The 21,194-nt window shown below is 41.5% G+C and carries 16 protein-coding genes; 4 read left to right on the forward strand and 12 right to left on the reverse strand.

What is annotated here, in order from left to right:
- Nucleotide 1: 1 nt before the first annotated feature.
- From ACUN24_RS02955 to ACUN24_RS02970, 4 genes are read right to left on the reverse strand one after another with little or no spacing between them, the layout of a single operon-like run.
- Nucleotides 2-1,441, reverse strand: a complete 1,440-nt coding sequence (locus ACUN24_RS02955) for an O-antigen ligase family protein (protein WP_445561178.1) — start codon at nucleotides 1,439-1,441, stop codon at nucleotides 2-4.
- Nucleotides 1,438-2,622: a glycosyltransferase gene (locus ACUN24_RS02960; RefSeq protein ID WP_445561179.1), complete on the reverse strand. Its 1,185-nt coding sequence runs from the start codon at nucleotides 2,620-2,622 to the stop codon at nucleotides 1,438-1,440. The genes ACUN24_RS02955 and ACUN24_RS02960 overlap by 4 nt, the downstream gene beginning before the upstream one ends.
- Nucleotides 2,622-4,781, reverse strand: a complete 2,160-nt coding sequence (locus ACUN24_RS02965) for an exopolysaccharide transport family protein (RefSeq protein ID WP_445561180.1) — start codon at nucleotides 4,779-4,781, stop codon at nucleotides 2,622-2,624. Before ACUN24_RS02965 ends, ACUN24_RS02960 begins: the two co-directional genes overlap by 1 nt.
- The gene (locus ACUN24_RS02970) at nucleotides 4,781-5,482 is read right to left on the reverse strand and encodes a TolC family protein (RefSeq protein WP_445561181.1); all 702 of its coding nucleotides are present in this window, start codon (nucleotides 5,480-5,482) and stop codon (nucleotides 4,781-4,783) included. Before ACUN24_RS02970 ends, ACUN24_RS02965 begins: the two co-directional genes overlap by 1 nt.
- An 84-nt stretch (nucleotides 5,483-5,566) precedes the next feature.
- On the opposite strand from ACUN24_RS02970, the gene ACUN24_RS02975 reads away from it, so the two are divergent.
- From ACUN24_RS02975 to ACUN24_RS02990, 4 genes are all read left to right on the forward strand, one after another.
- Nucleotides 5,567-6,187, forward strand: a complete 621-nt coding sequence (locus tag ACUN24_RS02975) for an acyltransferase (RefSeq protein ID WP_445561182.1) — start codon at nucleotides 5,567-5,569, stop codon at nucleotides 6,185-6,187.
- Nucleotides 6,188-6,356: 169 nt separating this feature from the next.
- Complete coding sequence (locus tag ACUN24_RS02980; protein WP_445561183.1) at nucleotides 6,357-10,493, forward strand: Ig-like domain-containing protein; 4,137 nt, start codon at nucleotides 6,357-6,359, stop codon at nucleotides 10,491-10,493.
- A gap of 1 nt (nucleotide 10,494) precedes the next feature.
- Nucleotides 10,495-11,415, forward strand: a complete 921-nt coding sequence (locus tag ACUN24_RS02985; RefSeq protein ID WP_445561184.1) for a PorP/SprF family type IX secretion system membrane protein — start codon at nucleotides 10,495-10,497, stop codon at nucleotides 11,413-11,415.
- A gap of 3 nt (nucleotides 11,416-11,418) precedes the next feature.
- A complete protein-coding gene (locus ACUN24_RS02990) occupies nucleotides 11,419-13,554 on the forward strand; it encodes an OmpA family protein (RefSeq protein ID WP_445561185.1) in 2,136 nt (711 codons plus the stop codon).
- Nucleotides 13,555-13,653: 99 nt separating this feature from the next.
- Here ACUN24_RS02990 and ACUN24_RS02995 read toward each other — a convergent pair whose 3' ends face one another.
- From ACUN24_RS02995 to rfbB, 8 genes are all read right to left on the reverse strand, one after another.
- Nucleotides 13,654-14,736 (reverse strand): sugar transferase, encoded by a 1,083-nt coding sequence (locus tag ACUN24_RS02995; protein ID WP_445561186.1) that lies wholly within the window; start codon nucleotides 14,734-14,736, stop codon nucleotides 13,654-13,656.
- Nucleotides 14,720-15,106 (reverse strand): response regulator, encoded by a 387-nt coding sequence (locus ACUN24_RS03000; protein WP_445561187.1) that lies wholly within the window; start codon nucleotides 15,104-15,106, stop codon nucleotides 14,720-14,722. The genes ACUN24_RS02995 and ACUN24_RS03000 overlap by 17 nt, the downstream gene beginning before the upstream one ends.
- Before the next feature lie 495 nt (nucleotides 15,107-15,601).
- Nucleotides 15,602-15,790, reverse strand: a complete 189-nt coding sequence (locus tag ACUN24_RS03005; protein WP_445561188.1) for a hypothetical protein — start codon at nucleotides 15,788-15,790, stop codon at nucleotides 15,602-15,604.
- 457 nt (nucleotides 15,791-16,247) lie between these two features.
- Nucleotides 16,248-17,522, reverse strand: coding sequence for a nucleotide sugar dehydrogenase (locus ACUN24_RS03010; RefSeq protein ID WP_445561189.1), 1,275 nt, complete (start codon nucleotides 17,520-17,522; stop codon nucleotides 16,248-16,250).
- Nucleotides 17,523-17,792: 270 nt separating this feature from the next.
- A complete protein-coding gene (rfbA, locus tag ACUN24_RS03015) occupies nucleotides 17,793-18,653 on the reverse strand; it encodes a glucose-1-phosphate thymidylyltransferase RfbA (RefSeq protein ID WP_445561190.1) in 861 nt (286 codons plus the stop codon).
- A gap of 69 nt (nucleotides 18,654-18,722) precedes the next feature.
- Nucleotides 18,723-19,580 (reverse strand): dTDP-4-dehydrorhamnose reductase, encoded by an 858-nt coding sequence (rfbD, locus tag ACUN24_RS03020; protein WP_445561191.1) that lies wholly within the window; start codon nucleotides 19,578-19,580, stop codon nucleotides 18,723-18,725.
- On the reverse strand, nucleotides 19,577-20,125 hold the full coding sequence (rfbC, locus tag ACUN24_RS03025) for a dTDP-4-dehydrorhamnose 3,5-epimerase (RefSeq protein WP_445561192.1): 549 nt from the start codon (nucleotides 20,123-20,125) through the stop codon (nucleotides 19,577-19,579). Before rfbC ends, rfbD begins: the two co-directional genes overlap by 4 nt.
- Nucleotides 20,125-21,177: a dTDP-glucose 4,6-dehydratase gene (rfbB, locus tag ACUN24_RS03030; protein ID WP_445561193.1), complete on the reverse strand. Its 1,053-nt coding sequence runs from the start codon at nucleotides 21,175-21,177 to the stop codon at nucleotides 20,125-20,127. The genes rfbC and rfbB overlap by 1 nt, the downstream gene beginning before the upstream one ends.
- Nucleotides 21,178-21,194 lie beyond the last annotated feature (17 nt).

The raw sequence follows: 21,194 nt of genomic DNA on the forward strand, positions 1-21,194 counted from the left end.
ATTAATTAATTTTTTGGGGTTCAATTTTTTTTCCATCCATACTATTGGCCATCAGTACAAATGACCATGACATATAGAGAATGACAACCGATGGGAAGCCGTTCATCACCTCATTGGCATAACTGCAAAAAAACAGGCCCGCTGTGCCTGACGTCAGCGCAATGCACTTCACCTTGAGTCCTTTATCCTGGATATTCCATACGGTGCCACAACACTTTCCAATCATGAACATGATCAGGGAAAACCATATCACAAGTCCCACTGGCCCATACATTACCCAGATCTTAACCCAATAACTGTCAGGCGGAATGTTAGATAAATATTTCTCTGAGTTAAACTTAATTCCGTTCAATCCTATACTGCCCACCCCTGCACCGAAGGGTTTATTCTTCATCAGCTCCTTCAGTTTAGCCTGGTTAATCAGTCTTGCATTAAAAGAGTCGTTTTCGGGGTCTACCGCGGTGCGCAACCTTACAATCTGGTAATTCCCACTTCCAAGAGTCGTATATTTAAGAAAGCAAAACATAGCCAGCACCAGCAAAAGACCCGAAAACAGGACCTTAAAGTTTTTGCTTAATGAAACGGCGAAGATAGCCGCAACCACCAGTGCGAAAAAGGCTCCCCTGGTACCAGAGAGGAGCATCCCATAAAAAAGTATTATCCCGGAAATCCCTAATAGAATCTTTTTCCATCTTTTAAAAGGCCCTAAGGCCATAACAAAGGCTATTGCGGCCATTGCCGCCTGAGAGGCACCAAACTGACCTGCATCGGTATAAAATGAAAATACCCGGAGCCTGCCATCAATGATATGGGTGGTTGCCCCTCCTTCATCAAGCCACCGCTGCTCACCGGCAGAAACACCCAAAAAGTATTGTTTCATCCCATAAAGGGCACCCAGCACAGAAAGGGAAATGATAATCATAAAAAAAATATCAAGGTCGCGCTTGCTATTAAACAGTAGAAAGCCTAGGGGAGCGATTAACAACCAGTTAAGCGCTGTAAAACGCACCTCATTTAACCAGCCTAATAAACTGGCACCCTCAGGGTTGACCAGTTCTAAGATATTGAGCGAAAACCAGATCAGTGCAATGATAAGATGATCATTGTTGATTTCCTTCCATTTGATCTGTTTATAGTTATAAAGCAGCGAGAGCCAGGTGACTCCGAGCAGAACTTCCATTAAGGGTCCAAAAGGTAGCCCCGTATTTTTCAACAGCCCCGCAATAAAGAAACAGTACACCAGGTAAGCGATAAAGCCTACTTTTGGATTGGAAAATAATGCAATAGCAAATATGATGCTCCCTGCAAAAAGCAATGCAAAGAAAATGGCGAAATATTCAAGCTTAACGGTGAGCAAAGCCGAACCGACAGCAAATGAAAGCATAGCAGTAAGGATTACCAGCTTTCTTTTCGTCTCGTATGACAGGCTGGACCACATCATCTGCTATTCTTTTTGAGGCTATGCCTGGTTGCCACGTTTGACTTATCAGAAACGATAGACCTGGCCAGGGAGACAAATTGATAAAACATAAATTTAGGAATGAAAACCAATGCCTTACGAATTTTTTTATCCGTTGTTTTGCTTAAAACCGGAATCAGAAAGCTGATTACATAGATGATCAGCGAAAAGAGAATCACTATAGCCAATACCTGACTGGTAAATATGCTGATGACCATTAATAAAACCGCCAGGGACAGGAATATAAACAGCGGTGGCCTCAACAAAACAGTACCAAAGATAAACTGATTAAGATTAGTGTGTGCGATACCCTGATAGAGGATTGAAAACCCAAACTTAAAGTACTTAAACCAAGTCGTTATCCAACGCGATCGCTGACTGATCAACTGTTTTGGAGCGGAAGTTTTCTGGTCGTAAACAATTGCATGCTGAGCAAAGGCAATCCTTTCGCCGCTTGCAATCAGCCGCGCCTGGAGTACTTTATCAAATCCGGCACCCTTGATATCAATATCTTTTAGCATGCTTACGTAGAGCTGTGAATCAAATGCCATGCCCGAGCCGGCAAGTGTTGCAGATGAACCGAGGTCAAAGATTACCCTCCCATCATAAAAATGATAATAAATATCCCGCGCCGCATCCAGGCATGCAATTGTAGTCTCCAGGTTTTTTGCCGATCTCAAACCCTGTACTGCACGGAAGCCCAGTTCAAAATACCTGTTTAGCTCATTGATCAACTGCGGATGGGCGAGGTTATCGCTATCCATAATTAATATTGTTTCGTGTTGACGCGTAAAATGCTCAATGGCATAAAAGTGAGATGCGGTATTGCTGGCCAAAATACTTTCGGGAAACAGCACCTCAATACGATCATCAGTAAAAATAAGTGCCTCTGATGGCTTACAATTGTCTGCAACCACATAGATCCGAAAATTGACGTAATCCATATCCAGGAGGGACCTAACCGCATCGGCTACAAAATCTACCTGTTCATAGGCCGTTAAGATGATTCCGTAATCCCTTTGATTGGATCCCGGATTGACGGGTTTTGTTGGGTTGACCGAAAGCTTCCAGCATAAAAACAGCATCATTGGAAAAACAAGATAGAAGCAAATGATGATTCCTAGAATGTACAATACTCCATATCCTATTGCAAACCCGTCCATTATCCCATCGTTTTAAAAAACTCCAGTTCGCCCGAACCCATTTCAGCCATATTAAGTATCCATCCCCTAAAAGCGCCGCTTTCTTTAAGCATGGCAAGGTAGGCATTTTGGTCCTCGTTGATCGATTCTCCGGATTTAAACACCGCGATAGCATCATTTGTAAAAGAAAGCCATTCCCTTACAAGGCTACTGCCATTGATAGCTGCAGCATCAATAATGATCAGGTCATAAATTGTTTTTGCCCTATCCAGCTGGTCACTGATCTGCTGGGCGCTTGAAAGTTCAAGAAGAGATCGTTCATTTCCCCTATTGGTTAGCACTGAAATAGACTCTTTTTGCTCCTGTTGTCCAAATTTTTCCTTTCCCTGCAGAAAATCTTCTACATAGTGTCCGCTCACATGATCTGGACTTAGCGATGGATGTGTAAAATTTCCGTCTATTAATAATACCTTTCTGTTTGTTTTTTCCCATGACCTGGCAAGGCACCTGGCAAAAAAGCTTTTCCCCTCAGACGGACCAAGGCTGGATATTACAATTACCTTGTCCTGCATAGCTGACTCCAGCTCATACCTGATCGAACGTATACTGGCCCAAAAATCACGATGGGCCGGATCCTCCCAGGAGCTGTTCAGCGATTCAAGTGGAGCCGGGAGCTTTGGTATTGTTCCAAGTACGGGCACTGAGGTCTTGGCGGCTAGTGTTTTTGCATCAAATATCCGGCTGTCTGCAATGAAAACCACAAATAGTGCCACAATACAGAAAACAAGGCTCACAACGCCACTGAGTACAACCAGCGAAAACTTCTTAGATGGCTGCATAAGCCCGCCAACGCCCATCTGAACAATATTCATCTTAGATTCAACCCCAGATTCCAGGTTACTCTGATTATATTTGTTCAGGATATCCAGGTACTCTTTACTAGCAATATCAACACTCATCTCCAGGGTCTGTACCTCTGCTTCCTGTGGCACTAGATTCCCAAAATCCCTGGTCAGTGAATTAATTTTATTTTCAAGAGAATTGATTCCATAACGGGATAAATCCATCTGTATTTCCAGATTGATCTTTTGATTGACCAACTCTTGTTTAGCATTCAGGGGATTGTTGATGTACTGATCAGAAGATTTGTTGATCTGTTCACTCAACTGATTTCTCAGCGAGTCATAACTGTTTTTATACTTTTCGTCCAAATCATTTTTAAGATAGAGGTCGTAAAGGCTGCTTAACTCTGCCTTCGTTTCAACCAAGCCCTGATTTACTTTAGAAAGCCTAGACTCGATATAACTCCGCTCTTTGGGATTAAACTTTGCATCAATCTCATTAAGCGCACCGGCGTAAGCAGCAGTCTTCTCAACAGCTTCCTGTTTTTTCGTGTCGTAGTCTAAGATTAGGGCATATAACTGCTTTGACTGTTCGGTGAGATTTAAGACCTTGTTTCTGATCTTATAATTCTTCAACCGGGCCATCCTGGCTGCCAGGCTATCCGTTTTTTCGGTTAGCATATTCCTCAAAAAAATATTCGCCTTGATTTGCGAGGCTTTGATGAGCGAAATGTAACCTTTAATAAATTCCGAAGACAGGGTATTTACAATATAGGCTGCAAGTTCAGGGCTTTCCGCTTCTGACTGCACGGTGATGAAATCACTTTCTCCGGAACGGAAAACAGATATTTTGTTTTTAAGTCCGTCAGCATCGTAACCCATTGATTTGAGCACTCTGGAAAGCCCTTCCTGATCTGGAATGGTCAGATCAAGTTCCTCATTCTTTTCGTATTTTTGACGGTAAACCTCAACGGCATGGGTAACGGCATCTTTATTCAGCGTTTCAACAAGGTCACTTTTGGGCTTAAAAGGTTTTTGAGCAGTCAGATCGTGTATCATCAATAGGTAAGAAACCTGATTGAGTACCCTTTTCATACGGATCATTTCGATAAGATTGCTGAACTGCTGACGCACCTGCTCTCCTTGAACCGCCTCAATGATTACAGACTGTTGTTGTGTTTCATCAACAATACCTGTTGAAATCTGTGCCTGGGATACGTACGAACTCTTTAGGTTCCGCACCAAAAATGTAGTGATGATAATGGTAATCAAGGGAACCAATATCAGTGCCAGACGATAGCGTTTGGCAAATTTCAAAAATTTATATCCTTCAGCCATTATTTTATTTCTTCCAACTTTTTGACTGTTAATTCCTCCAGTGATATTTTTGCATTGAGGTAGCTGGCTTCCATCTGGAGCTTGGCCTGCAGGGCATTGCTTAATGAATTTGATGCGCTGTTGTATTCTGCAAAGGTTATCTCAGCCTTTTGATATTTGATTTTCATGTTCTCAAAATTACTCTGTGCGGTGATATACATGTCGTTAATAGGCGCCAGCGATTTTTGAAACTGAAGAAGTGTAACATAGCGGGATTTTACCTGGGCCTCTAACTCAAGATAATATTCTGCCTGATTAGACTGTGCAATTTTTAACTGTTCTTTTGCTTTTTTGATCTGACTTGGCTTGGTGAGCAAAGAGCCGGGGTTTATGGAAATACCAAACTGATACCCGGTAAGCAGATCAGCGGTCTGAAGGTCAACCACGGTATTGGCTGTTGCCTGGTTTGAACGTGCCACATACTGAAAGGACAGGGGCTCCAACCACGAAAGTCGCGCTCCGGAAAGGTCGCTTTTGGCTACATTGATCTGGTTAGTAAGAGAACCAACCCTCGGATAGTTGGCTTTTGCCGTTGCCACAAGTTTCTCCATGTACAGGTAAGAAACTTCGCTTAAAATACTTTCTTGAGCGAGAACAGTGTTTAACTTAAGCAGGGCGCAGATAAAAAACACCAGTAACGGCTTGAGTTGGTTTCTAATCATAAAACGAGTGCAGTGAAGGTCAAATATATGGTTATGATTTAAATTATGCTAATATTGTAAAGATAACCACAACTAAGATTTGCGATGAAATCACTCTTAAAAGTAGTAAAGGGTAATGAAAGACTAAAAAAAATCGTGCACTGGATGATGATCCCGACCGGAGAGGCCCGCCCAAGAACATGGGTAAGTCTTTTTTTAAACCCTTTTTTTCATAAAAAAGGTAAAAATAGCCGCATCAGGTCAAGAACACGGCTGGACGTTTTACCATTTAACAATTTCGAAATGGGCGATAACTCCATAATAGAGGATTTTTGTACCATTAATAATGGGGTTGGGGCTGTCTACATCGGAAACAGGACACTCATTGGGATGAGTAATGTACTTATAGGGCCCGTAAATATTGGGGATGATGTGATTATTGCCCAAAATGTTGTCATTAGCGGCCTTAATCACTCCTACCAGGACATTAATCTTCCCATCTCTAAACAACCGGTAATTACCTCACCTGTAAAAATTGGCGAAGGCAGCTGGATCGCAGCCAATGCGGTGATTACAGCTGGAGTTACCATAGGTGCCCATGTGGTAATTGCGGCAGGCGCGGTGGTTACCAAAGATGTTCCGGATTTTTGTGTTGCGGCTGGCAATCCTGCGAAGGTGATCAAACGCTATGATCCAAAAACAGAATTATGGTCTAGAATAAGTTAAATTATCAGCCTGCTTTATGGCAGGCTTCAATCCTACCTTACCGAAAATCAATGGATTATATTCCTTATTGATTTGAGAATTATCAATAATTTCGGCGAAATGTACTGGAGTGTGAAAATTTGCTTTTAACTTTGCAAGTTAAAGACCAACAAACTATTAATCCAAGTTTATGATAAAAATGTTACGCTCCACGATATCCGTCGTGTTGTTTCTATGTATCTATCAAAATGCCTTTGCCCAATTCCCTTATGTGGAGAGTTTCCGTAACGCTACCTCACAGGGTATCATCTTTGGGGGTTCACCATCAGCTTTTCTTACCGCAGCCGGCAGTGCTTACAATGTAGGTACCTCCAGCCATACAGGCACTCCTCTGGATGCAAATGGAAATGGATACCTAAGGCTAACCAGTAATGTTCAAAACCAGAAAGGCTATGTCATCAATACCACCAATTTCCCTTCAGCGAATGGTATTACTGTTAGCTTCGAATATTATATATACGGGGGCACAGGTGCCGACGGCATCAGTCTCTTTCTTTTCGATGCGAATGCAAATCCCTTCGTTATCGGTGGATTCGGCGGCTCTCTCGGATATGCACAGATCACCACAACAACTCCAGTTTCTCCAGGAGTGAGTAATGGCTACCTGGCCATCGGCCTGGACGAATACGGAAATTTTTCCAATCCAACTGAAGGAAGGCAGGGCGGGACAGGATTTAAGCCAGGCTCGGTAACGCTTAGGGGCAAGGGAAATGGTGCAGCACTGACCTCAGGTAACTATAGCTACCTTACCACTGCCGAAATGGAAAAATTCGGCTTCTCTCTTGTTGGGGACGGGGGGCAACGTCAACCTGATTCAACCAATGCAGGATATAGACGAGTATACATGGATCTGGCCCCACAACCAGCCGGAGGTTATAACATAACGGTAAAAGTTACCCGCGGGGGCGTAAAGCCGATTACCACAACGGTAATCGATAATTACTATTACGCTGAAGCCGCTCCGGATAATCTTCGTTACGGGTTTGCATCCTCAACAGGTGACCAGACGAATTTCCACGAGATCAGGCAGGTGCACATTGATGCGCATGATCAGTTCGGCTTAACCAATCCCCTGGCCAAAAATGATGCCTTAACGCTCTGTCAGGGAAACCAGGCTGTGGTAGACGTAACAGCTAATGATACGACAACCAACACAGGTGCAGTATTGAATAAATCGACAATTGATCTCGATCCGAACCAGAATGGAATACAGACTACCTATACCGTTTCCGGCAAAGGAACTTTTTCAGTAAATTCTCAAGGGAGTGTCCAATTCATACCTGAACAGAATCTCTCTGGTACGGTATCTGCATCCTATACGGTAAAAGATTCATACGGAAGAACATCCAACCCGGCAACTATTTCATTAACTTACGTTGCTGCACCAAATCAACCCGATGCGGGCACTGACCAACTGCTCAATATTTCTATGCCTACCACCACTTATGTACTGCAGGGCAATAGTGCCGGGGCCAACAGTGGAATATGGACACAGTCTTCAGGACCAACCGGGGCATCGCTACTAAATGCCCAGCAGCCGAACACCACTATAAATAACTTAACTGGCGGTATTTATGTATTCAAATGGACGCTAACCTCTCCCGGAGGATGCCAGCGCTCAGACGAGGTTCAGCTTATTGTTAACCATATACCTATAGCCATCAATGATACCATAACGACAAGCAGGGATACCAATATTCCAATCAGCATACTTCGCAATGATACCGACGCCGACGGCAACTATACGATAAATCCCTCAACGATCCTCATCAAAAGCCAACCGATGCACGGAACACTTGTTGTTGATCCTGTTAGTGGCATTGTTACTTACAGACCTGCGGCCAATTATAGTGGCTATGATTCATTTGTATATACCGTAAAAGACAATTATGGTGCCGAATCCAATACGGCAATCGTAAACATCGCCGTAAATATTAAGCCTGTTGGCGTGGCGGATGTTGCCAATACGGTAACTGATCTACCTGTAAATATCCATGTGATGGATAATGATCCTGGTAAAGCGGGATCAATTGTCATCAAAAAAACAGATCCGCTGAAGGGGACGATAGTGCTCAATACTGATGGAACTTTTACCTATTTGCCTAACGCTGGCTTTAGTGGAAAAGACAGTTTTACCTACAGCATACAGAATAAAGAGGGCTTACAGTCTGACCCAATCACTGTGACCATTAATGTGAAGCCCTCCGGCAATCCTGATGTAGCCTCTACTGTAGCGGGCAACCCTATTGCTATTCCGGTAAAGGAAGATGATCCCTCTAAAACAGGCACTACAATCTCCCTACAGCTAGCCCCACCGAATGGCACTGTAAGTTTTAATGCATCAGGAAACCCGGTTTACACTCCCAATCCAGGTTTTTCGGGAAAAGATACGTTCACCTACATCCTTAATACTGCGGATGGACTTTCTTCGGATCCCATTAGCGTAACGGTTTCTGTAAAACCCCTAGGTTCTCCGGATGTTTATACTACTCCTTTTAACCAGCCCGTTGAAATCCCGGTAAAAGAGAATGACATTAGCAAAAACGGCACAAGTATAGTATGGATAACGCCCCCTGCCCACGGCAATGTAAGCTTAAACCCTACTACCGGACTACCCCTTTACACACCTGCCGCAGGTTTTAGCGGTCAGGATGTTTTCACCTATATCTTAAGGACTGGTGACGGCATTGATTCAGACCCAATAACCGTAACAGTTAATGTGAAGCCTTCCGGCAATCCTGATGTGGCCGCTACTGTAACAGGAAGTCCCATTACTATCCCCGTGAAGGAAAACGATCCCGCTAAAACCGGCACCACAATTTCCCTTCAGCTTCCCCCACCGAATGGTACTGTAAGTTTTGATGCATCAGGAAACCCGGTTTACACTCCAAATCCAGGTTTTTCGGGTAAAGATATCTTTACCTATATCCTGAAGACCGCTGACGGACTTTCCTCGGATCCCATCAATGTAACGGTTTCTGTAAAACCCTTAGGTTCTCCGGATGTTTATACTACTCCTTTTAACCAGTCCGTTGAAATCCCGGTAAAAGAGAATGACATTAGCAAAAACGGTACTAGTATAGTATGGATGACGCCTCCTGCCCACGGCAATGTAAGCTTAAACCCTACTACCGGACTACCCCTTTACACACCTGCCACAGGTTTTAGCGGTCAGGATGTTTTCAACTATATCTTAAGGACTGGTGACGGCATTGATTCAGATCCGATAACCGTAACAGTAACTACAGGCCCGGCAGTCGTAATAACTGCACCGGATATTAGCGTGGAAACGCCGGTAAATGGCCCGAAATTGATCAATGTTACCCTGCCTTCAGGTGGAAAGATTACCATAACCGATCCTCCTAAGCATGGCACAATCACTTATGACCCCATCACTGGGCAACCGATTTATACGCCTAACCCAGGCTATTCCGGCCCTGATGAGTTCACCTATATCATCGTCGATAAAGATGGAAACCCATCTACACCAGGCAAGGTTACTGTTGTGGTGCTTATTCCAGGTAAAATCGGACTGGCAAAACGTTTAAAATTAGCACCCGTTCGAAATCAGGATGGAAGTTATACTGTGAGCTACTCATTTGTGCTAACCAACTTCGGTGAGATAGCCATTAGAGATCTTAACGTAACTGACGACCTGTTTGCAACTTTTAGGGGAAATACCATAGCAGTGCAAAAGATCAGCGCAAGCGGCGGACTCTCTGCAAATAGTAGTTTCAACGGCTCGTCTGATAAAAATATGCTAACAGGGAGCAATACCCTCGCTAAATCTGCTTCGGGCACGATTGATCTCGAAGTCAGGGTAGCTCTGGACAAGTATGACGGAAGCTTCAGTAACCTCGCCACTGCTGAAGGGTTTTCAGCAAGTGATAACAGCAAAACTACAGATGTTTCTACAGATGGGGCTAAACCAGATCCCATCACCACAGGAGATGTCAGTCCATCGCAGCCAACCGTAGTTAATCTGATCAGGGAAGATCTTTTCATCCCCGGAGGATTTTCTCCAAACAATGACGGCATCAATGATTATTTTGTTATAGGCAATACCAACGGCAAAAAGATCAACCTGGACATTTTCAACCGCTGGGGAAATCTGATCTACCGGTCGAAAAGCTATCAGAACGACTGGAACGGAAAATCAACAGAAGGTATCCATGTCGGAGAAGAAGTTCCGGCAGGAACCTATTACTATGTTTTGACCATTGATGGAACGGATAGGCGTGTGGGCTACATTACAATTAACAGATAAGATGAAAAGATATATTATAATTTTAATATTGAGCCTGCTTTTTATTAAAAGTTGGGGCCAGCAGGATGCGATGTATACACAATATATGTTCAATACCCTGGCAATAAATCCTGCCTATGCCGGAAGCAGGAACCTGGTGTCGGCAACTGCACTCTACCGTAATCAGTGGACTGGAATAGAGGGAGCACCCAGGACTGGCACCTTTAGTATCGATGCTCCTGTTTTAAATAAAAGATTTGGCGTAGGCCTGCAGGTTTTTAGCGATAAACTGGGTATTACACAGACCACAGGTGGTTCTGCCAGTGCTGCATACCGGATAAGAATGGAAAAAGGAAGTCTGAGTTTTGGCCTGCAAGGTTCTGTTAGCCATTACAGTGCGAGACTCAGTAGCGTTTTATTAAATTCAACTACGGGCTATGATCCTGCGTTTATGAATGATGCAAGTAAAACACTTTTTAACTTTGGAACCGGAATATATTACAATTCGGATAAATTCTACCTGGGTCTGGCTGCGCAAGACCTGCTCAACAATAGCCTCAACAACGCCTCGGGCGGAGACAACTTACAGGCCAGGCAGGTTCCCCATCTTTTTCTGACCGCGGGTTATGTATTTCCACTTGCTACAGACTTCAGGCTGAAACCCTCATTTTTGATCAAAGGAGTTAAAGGTGCCCCTTTAGAAGCTGATGTAAACGCAACGCTATGGATCAAAGATGTACTGGCCATTGGAGCCGGTTATAGGACAAGTGCGGACGTAACCGCTCTGCTCGAAGTGCAGGTTAGCCCCCAGATACGTATTGGCTATAGTTATGACAGAAGCACCACTGAACTGCAAAACTTTAATTCGGGCAGTCATGAGATTATGCTTAGGTATGAATTCGGATTTGAAAAAAACAAAATATTATCACCAAGATTTTTCTAAGTTATGAAACTTGACATTAAAGTAGCGTTATCAATATACCTGGCCCTTACTTTCTTCCTGTGCACCGCAACGCATGCCCAAAACAATCCACCTAATCAGAATGATCTGAATATGGCGCGTAAAAGTTTTAACTCGCTGGAATACGTGTCTGCAATAAACAAACTAAAGAAGGTGCTGGCAAAGGATTCATCCAATCTGGAGGCAATGGAAATGCTAGCTTATAGTTTCAGGATGACAAAAAATTATCCCGGAGCACTAAAAACATATCGGAAACTGACCGGACAACCGGCCATGAAGAACGAATGGGCATTATATTATGCCGAAAGCCTCGCTAACAACCAGCAGTATGAAGAATCGGAGAGGTGGTATAGAAAATACCTCTCATTGGTACCTGTTGATAAAAGAGCAGCGGCCTTCGCATCCACAAACCTGTCTAAGATCAATAAAAACCCCAATCACTGGCAGATAGGTTTTTTGAATATTAACACCCAGGCTTCAGAATATTCGCCTGCTTTCTACAAAGAGGGTCTCCTGTTTTCAAGTAACAGGCAATCAGAAAATTTTTCAAAGCACATCTTTAAATGGGACAATACGCCATTTAGTAAGCTCTATTACGTCAATAAACTCGCAGATTTAAAAGTAATTAACCCGGATAGCCTGATCAATTCAAAAAGTAGCGATAAACAGAAAATCAGATATAATGATGACGATACGCCACAAACCAGTAATGATAACAACATCTTGTCTGCCTACACCGGCACCATAGAGAGAGATACTTTAAACCTGATTTATGGCCATAACAAAATGGTAAAAAAACTGGGAGGAGTATTTAATAACCGATATCACACAGCAGCAGCGGCAGTATTTCCCGATGGATCAATCATTTTTACGGGGAACAATTATTTACATGGGAAAACTTCCAAGAGTGCCGATGGAACCATCAAACTGAAACTTTACACGGCGTATGGGCCTGATCTTAATTCAATCAAAGAATTCCCCTTTAATAGCGATGAATATTCGACCGGCCACCCGGCGTTGAGCCCTGATGGCAATATCCTTGTTTTTTCTTCTGACCGTCCCGGCGGCTTTGGTGGGACAGATTTATATTACTGCGTAAAAGCCGGGCATGGGGAATGGACGAGTCCTGTAAATTTGGGCAAGCTCATCAACACCGAGGGCAATGAAATGTTCCCAAGTTTTGACCACGATGGGAATCTCTTTTTCTCTTCAACCGGACTTGCAGGCCTTGGAGGATTAGACCTGTTCCAGGTGCCTCTCAAAGAAATGAAACCAAGCACTTCGCCTGTCAACATGGGATCTCCCATTAACTCATCTAAAGATGACTTTGCGCTCATTATAACCCCCGATGGCAAAAAAGGATATTTTAGTTCTAACAGGGAAGGAAATGACAATATTTATGACTTCAGGCGATCTACTTATAAAATTATTCTACAGGGAACCCTTACAGATGCAAGGACCCGGGTTCCCCTTGCCGGAGGCCGTATCCTTATGCACCATCTTGATGGTAATGATACCCTTAAAACCGATAATAAAGGGCGATTTAAAAGAGAGCTCCCTGCAGAGACAGACTATGAAATCACTGCTCAAAAACTAGGTTATATCAACAATATCCAGTTTACCACCTCGGTAGGGATACAAAAGGATTCAGTGATTAATCTGGACATCAGACTCAATAGAACGGAAAGCGTTCAACAGTATGTCTTAAACCATTGCGACTCACTGAAGAAGGTCTTTTCTGTAAAAAACATATATTATGACCTGGACAGGTCCGAAGTCAGAAATGATGCCAGGGGCGCACTTAACGAGCTCGCTGAACTGATGAGAAAATACCCGGAAATTACGATTATAACGTCGAGCCACTGTGATAGCAGGGCATCAGAAGAATATAACAGAAACCTGTCTTTGAGGCGTGGCGAATCTGCTAAGCAATATCTGATCGCACGCGGAATCCGCTCAGAGCGGATCAAGGTGGAATACTATGGAAAAACCAGACTGGTCAATCGCTGTTATGATGGAGTCAATTGTTCAGAGGAAGACCAACAGCTCAACAGACGAACCGAATTTGATGTAATTCTCCAGGGCGTTAATATCACCAGAGAGAACTGTGCAGACAGATAAAGCACAAAGGGTGTAACACTGTCTGTAAATATTATAAACCATTGAAAAAGCTTATCAGAAGTGATAGGCTTTTTCTGTTTTATAAATAGGATTGAAAGATTACACATTTTCTTTTTGCTTCATCGCGGGGAATGTCGCGAGAAGGATTACCATGTCCAACCTTAGAGAATATTTTTTGGCGTAAAAATTATCAAGTTTCTTACGCTCTCTCTCAGACATTTCCCTTTTCCCACGCCTGCTTACTTGCCAGAGACCGGTAAGCCCAGCGGGAGCCAGAAAACGTAAAGCCCATTCATCAGAAGTTAGCGACTTTGCCTCGTAAAGTGGCAAAGGACGGTTTCCAACAAGAGACATATCTCCCTTGATCACATTGAAAAGCTGTGGTAGCTCATCTAAGCTATATTTGCGTAAAAAAGCACCCACTTTTGTAACCCTGGGATCATCCTTTATCTTGATGAAGGTGGCTGGAGTACCATCATTGGGAACATACTGATTGAGTTCAGAAAGTTTGACCAAATCATCACTGCTATGGTGGCGCATAGAGCGGAATTTAAAAAAATCAAATATCTTATAGCCTGCCCCCACCCGTTTGCTCCTGTATATGATCGGCCCCCTGGATTCCAACCGGATGAGAAGCGCTATAAGCGTAAATAAAGGAACCAAAAGCAGAAAAAAAAAGCATGATATACAAAGATCGAAAATCCGCTTTTTTATTGGGAACTCTGCCTTTAATCTGATTGCAGCGGCACCACTCACACGAGGCTGAAAAGAGCGTAGCCGGATCAGGAATTTAATTCTGTTGCAAAGGTCATTTACGGGGATTGGTGAAATATACAAATCTCCAACATTAAGCATCAGTGCAATCCGAGATAAATTTGGACTTGGTGTGGCAGATAAAAATATAATGACGATCTCCCTAAGCAAGGTGTTTAGCTTTAGTTTCTCTACAAATCTAAAACATTCACCGCCATCATCCACTTCTATCAAGATTGCATCAGGAAGGCTCAGCAGGGTTTGCTTTGAAATATATTCTCCCAGGGTGGCAATTTCTTTATGCGTTTCGACCCTAAAATGGAGTTGCAGTTCTGAAAAGAGATCAGTTAGAAAGGCTTCTCCAGCATAGATAACGTGGGTATAATCACTATTAACTATGGCATGGGCTTGATCAGCAACTGACTGCATGGTTTGCCAGGATGTTACTCATTGCCATTTCGAGATCGATCGGGTTGAATGGCTTGGAAAAGTATGCATCAACCTTAAAAGGGATCGCACTTATTTGAGCTGAAAGATCTTTGATCCCTGATAGAATGATGATCGGAATATGCCTGTAAAGCCCACTGATCTTTAGATTGCTGATCAGGTCAGGTCCGCTCATGTACGGCATATCGATTTCCGAGATGATGATGTCAGGCATATTTCCCTTATGCAACCATTGCATAGCTTCAACCGATCCCGGTTGCATCGAAAGCTCATATCGATTTCCTAAAATCACTCCTAATAAGTTTAGCATATGAATTTCTGCATCAATTACCAGAATTTTCTTTAATTCCATATTGTTGGTCTAGATTAACCAAATTTAACCAGAACCTGTATAATAAAAAATACATTTGTTTCAATTAATATATTTTTTGACATAGATCAAATAGAATATATCATTTTTGATACGAAATGACATTAGTTTTAATAATATTAGGCGGTTAAAATATCCTGCCAGGTTGAAAGGACTGAATCTAATGTATTTAATCACTCTCAAACAGCAAATATTACATAATATTCATCAACAAGCAGACTCAGATTTCGACAAGTTACATGCTGGATAACTGGAATTTCAGGAATAATGTTTCAAGGAAAGATGAACTAAGAATAGATGTTAAATGAAGGGCTGTATGGAAAACATGTGTCAAAAAACCGCTTCACAAGCTGCAAACAAGTATTGGTATCTTAAGCCTATTGGAGGAGATAATAAACCCAGTAAAGATGTATGCGAAGGCTAATAACCGGTGATTTAGTAGGCTTTCTGTTTCAAAAAGCTCAAATTAAGAAACCCTCAAAGATTTTTAATGGCACCAAAGTATGCAGCTTTGATTTCAACAGCCTGCAGGCAATCTTCAATAAATCTTATCCTGAATTGTACCTCATCTGAGACATTGAGTCCTTGATCAGCGTGTACAATAAAAAAAATTATATCCTGATCATGATCATCTATGATCTCGCCAACCCCATTAGAGAGATCCATTTTTGATATCTTTCCAAACCTTAACATATTCAAATTTACCTATGAAGTGACACATTAAGTAATATTGCCTACAGAAACAATATATAATTTAACCTAAAAGGCAATCAAAATTTAAAAAATAAACAAATATTAACATTAAGTTAACGATACGTAGAAAAATCAGCATCAAAATAAATCAAAAACTTAGAAATTGCCCTGATTCTATATCCGCACCGCTAAAATAATAAATAAAATTGATGCATAAACAGAAAAAAAGTAAAATAACAGTACAACAACAAACACTATATGACAAATATTAGCCATAGATACGGTATAAATTTGACAATCATTAAAACAACAACAGAAATTATCTTGAGTGCTAACTATTTTTCAAGCGGATCAAGTTGATTGTAGAAAACTCATTCAAATGAATTCAAGTATTGTCCATTAAGTCAATCATTCCCCAGTTAGATCTCAACTATAGTCTACCATCAACCAAATTGCGTGGAATAAACGATTTGGTATCAAAAATAACCGCTCCTTCCTTTCTAAATTTCTCATATTCGACACTAATGAACTGATGATGGGAAACTGCCAGAATTAAAGCGTCATACTGATATCCAAACTGCTTTACCAACTGAAAACCATACTCCTTTTCCACTTCCTGTGGATTGGCCCAGGGGTCAAAAACATCAACATCCAGACCGAAAGAAAGAAGTTCCCGATAAATATCGATTGCCCTGGTATTGCGGATATCAGGGCAATTTTCTTTAAAAGCAAAGCCCAGGATCAAAACTTTGGCACCATTGATCCTTTTATCCCTGGTGATCATCATTTTGATCACCTTGTTTGCAACGAACATCCCCATATTGTCGTTAACACGCCTTCCTGAAAGTATCACCTCTGGCTTATACCCTAAGGATTCAGACTTGTAGGCAAGGTAATAAGGATCAACACCAATACAATGACCACCAACCAGTCCAGGTTTATAATTTAGAAAGTTCCATTTTGTAGACGCGGCGGCCAGTACATCAGCGGTATCTATCGCCATTTTATCGAAAATTAATGCCAGTTCATTGACAAATGAAATATTGACGTCGCGTTGTGCATTTTCTATCGCTTTTGAAGCTTCTGCAACTTTAATACTCGGTGCCAGATGTGTACCAGCGGTAATAATGGAAGCATAGAGCTGATCAATCTCAGCAGCAATTGCCGGGGTAGAACCCGAGGTGACCTTTTTTATTTTAGTCAGGGTATTAATTTTATCACCGGGATTAATTCGCTCCGGCGAATAACCACAGAAAAAATCAACATTATATTTTAAGCCTGAAATCTTTTCTAAAACAGGTACGCAATCTTCTTCAGTACATCCGGGATAAACGGTGGATTCATAAATTACAATGTCGCCTGCTTTGAGCACAATGCCCAACATTTTACTGGCAGCAAGCAAAGGTCCTAAATCAGGTCGTTTAAGATGGTCAATAGGTGTAGGTACAGTAACGATGTAGATGGTGCAACTGGCCAGATCAGGGAGGCTGGCACTCAGTGTTAATCCTATTTCAGATGAAGAAAGTACAGACTGCAAATCATCTAAGTTTGCTTCATTTGTTCGGTCCATCAGTTGATTTAACTCAGCTACACGAAGCTCATTCGTATCAAAACCGACAACTTTATACTTTTTAGCAAATTCTATCGCCAGTGGTAGCCCAACATAACCTAAACCAATAATGGCAATCTGCTTTTTTGTATTCATTTTTCTTTCGGTGATTGAGCAAAGATAAGATAATTGGAGAATGCTTTAATCGGATTGAATTAAATGAAAGCAATCTTTTAGAGATAAAGGATGCAAATAAAATGCGCAAACCGTGTTTAAATGAACTTATGGGCTTATATGGTAGGGAATTTACGTATAGGCGAACATCCTTGGCTACACTCAGGACGTCAAAAATCTAAAAAAAAATCACCAATCATGCTATGGGCATTGATTGGTGAATATTAAGGGGATATAAATTACAGTAAACTATTATTTAATCTGTTTTAAGAGATAACTTCCGTAACCACTTTTAACAAGCGGAGTAGCAATAGCTTTAAGCTGCTCAGCATTGATGAAACCCATGCGATAGGCAATCTCTTCAATACAACCTATTTTTAAGCCTTGGCGTTCTTCAATAATCTGCACAAACTGCCCGGCCTGCATTAATGAGGTAAATGTACCCGTATCTAACCAGGCTGTACCACGACTTAATACGCCTACTTTAAGCTTACCCCGTTCTAAATAAATGCGGTTAACATCAGTAATTTCATATTCACCCCGAGGAGAGGGCTTAATGTTCTTTGCGATTTGGACTACCTCATTATCATAAAAATATAAGCCAGGCACTGCATAATCCGATTTGGGCTGGACAGGTTTTTCTTCAATAGAAATAGCCTTTTTATCTGCATCAAACTCTACTACGCCATAACGTTCAGGATCAGATACCTGATAGGCAAATACCACACCTCCGTCCGGATCAGAACTGGCCTGTAATAATTTCGCCATCCCATCACCATGAAAAATATTATCACCTAAAACTAAAGCCACTTTATCTTTACCGATAAATTCTTCGCCGATTACAAAAGCCTGGGCTAAACCATTTGGTTCAGCCTGTACAGCATAACTAAATTTGCAACCTAATGAAGCACCATCACCCAATAACTTCTCGAAATTTGGAAGATCATGCGGGGTAGAGATAATTAAAATTTCTTTTATCCCAGCCAGCATCAAAGTAGATAAAGGATAATAAATCATCGGTTTATCATAAACCGGCATCATTTGTTTACTACAAGCAAGGGTTAAGGGATGCAAACGGGTTCCGCTGCCACCAGCTAAGATTATACCTTTCATTAGTTTAGATTTGAGATTTGAGACATTAGATTTGAGCGAACACTCAAACTAACAACTTATATTATTTATCTATTTATTAATTTGTTTTATACACTCCACCAAACTATCTCTCCAATAAGGGATATCAATATTAAATGTACTTTTTATTTTAGATTTATCCATTACAGAAAACGCCGGCCGGGTAGCTTTAGTTGGGTAAGCAGAACCTGGAATAGGATTTACTTTAACCCTGGTTTCGCTAATGTCAAAAATAGCCTTTGCAAAATCGAACCAGGAGGTTACCCCTTCATTGCTGAAATGATATACCCCATAAGCAGTAGATGAAGAAAGAACAATGTCAAAAATTGCATTTGCCAGATCAATAGCATAAGTTGGTGTTCCCACCTGGTCGGCAATAATATTCAGTTCATCACGTTCTGCACCAAGTTTAAGCATGGTTTTCACAAAGTTGTTGGCATATTCAGAATATAACCAGCTGGTGCGGATGATAAAATGAGCCGGTAACTTAGCTTTTACCGCTAATTCACCATCTAGTTTGGTTACGCCATAAACATTGATAGGTTTTGCTTCGTCATCCTCCTTTAACAATTTCACTTCATTACCTTCGAAAATGAAATCTGTAGAAACATGGATTAAAGTAGCACCGTTTGCCAAGCAGGCAGAAGCCAGATAGGCAGCACCAGTTTCATTAATGGCTTTAGCAAGATCAACTTCATCTTCTGCTTTATCAACAGCAGTATATGCCGCGCAATTGATTACAAAACCTGGTTGCTCTTTCGCCAAAAGATCGTTCAAACCACTTTCATTTAGAATGTTGGCGTCCTGTTCTGCCGGAAAAACAATTTCAGTTATTCCTCTTCGCTCAGCTACAACCTTTAAACACTGGCCTAACTGTCCGCCAGCACCAATTACTAATATCTTACTCATATATGTTGCAATTCGGCAAATGGTTTTAAAAGTAAGTCTTTATCAGAAACAGCCTGATCTTCTTCAGGAATTAACCAATCGATATTCAGATCAGAATCGTTATAGATTACCCCTGTTTCTGATGCTTTATTGAAAAAGTTGTCACATTTATATAAAAACTCTGCGGTTTCAGTTAAAACAGAAAAACCATGTACAAAGCCTCTAGGGATGTATAATTGTAGTTTATTTTCGGCACTTAACCGTACGGCAATGTGTTTTCCATACGTTGGCGAACCTGGGCGTACATCTACCGCAACATCCAACACTTCCCCTTTGGTTACCCGTACGAGTTTGGCTTGGGCAAATTCACCGGTTTGCGCATGCAAACCACGGATAACCCCATAAGAAGAATAAGATTGGTTATCCTGAACAAATCTTCCAGATAAACCCGTTTTATCTTCAAAGGTATGTTGATTGAAACTTTCAAAAAAATATCCTCTCGGATCTTCAAATACCCTTGGTTTGATAATCAGGCAGTCTTTTAATCCTGTTTGTTCAATTTCCATTATTTACTGCTGTACTGTTGTTCGTAATAAGATTGATAATTACCAGAAGTAACATTATTTAACCAGTCTTCATTTTGAAGGTACCAGTCAACTGTTTTGGCCAAGCCCTCTTCAAACTGTAAGCTCGGCACCCAATCTAACTGATTTTGCAGTTTACTGGAATCAATGGCATAACGTAAATCATGACCAGCACGATCGGTAACATAAGTAATTAATTTAGCCGATTCTCCAGTTTCGCGACCAAGTTTTTGATCCATAATGGTACAAAGCAGATTGATCAGATCAATATTTTTCCACTCGTTATGTCCGCCAATATTGTAAGTGTCACCAGTTTTCGAATTATGGAAAATTACATCAATTGCCCTGGCATGATCTTCAACCCATAACCAATCGCGCACATTTTCTCCTTTACCATAAACAGGTACAGGTTTGTTATTTTTAATATTGTTGATGGCCAATGGAATCAATTTCTCCGGAAAATGATGAGACCCATAGTTGTTAGAACAATTTGAAATCACGCAGTCCATACCATAAGTGTCATGATATGCCCTTACAAAATGATCTGAGCTCGCTTTTGATGCAGAATACGGACTATGCGGATCGTAGGCTGTAGTTTCGGTAAACATACCTTCCTCACCTAAGGCGCCATAAACCTCATCCGTACTTACATGGTAAAAACGTTTCTTGTCATAATCACCTTTCCAGTATTCACGGGCAGCATTTAATAAATTTACAGTCCCAATCACATTGGTAATCACAAAAGCAGTTGGATCTGAAATAGAACGGTCTACATGGCTTTCAGCTGCAAGGTGAATTACTGCATCAAAGTTTTCGGCTTTAAACAGATCGAATATTGCAGTAGCATCTGCAATATCTTCTTTTACAAACCTATAATTCGGTTTATTTTCAATATCGGTTAAGTTAGCCAGATTACCTGCGTAAGTAAGTTTGTCTAAATTGACGATTTCGTATTGAGGATAGTTGTTAACAAAACGGCGAACTACATGAGAGCCAATAAAGCCCGCGCCACCAGTGATTAAGATTTTTTTCACAGTTATGATATTATTCA

This window comes from Pedobacter sp. WC2501 (assembly GCF_052682415.1).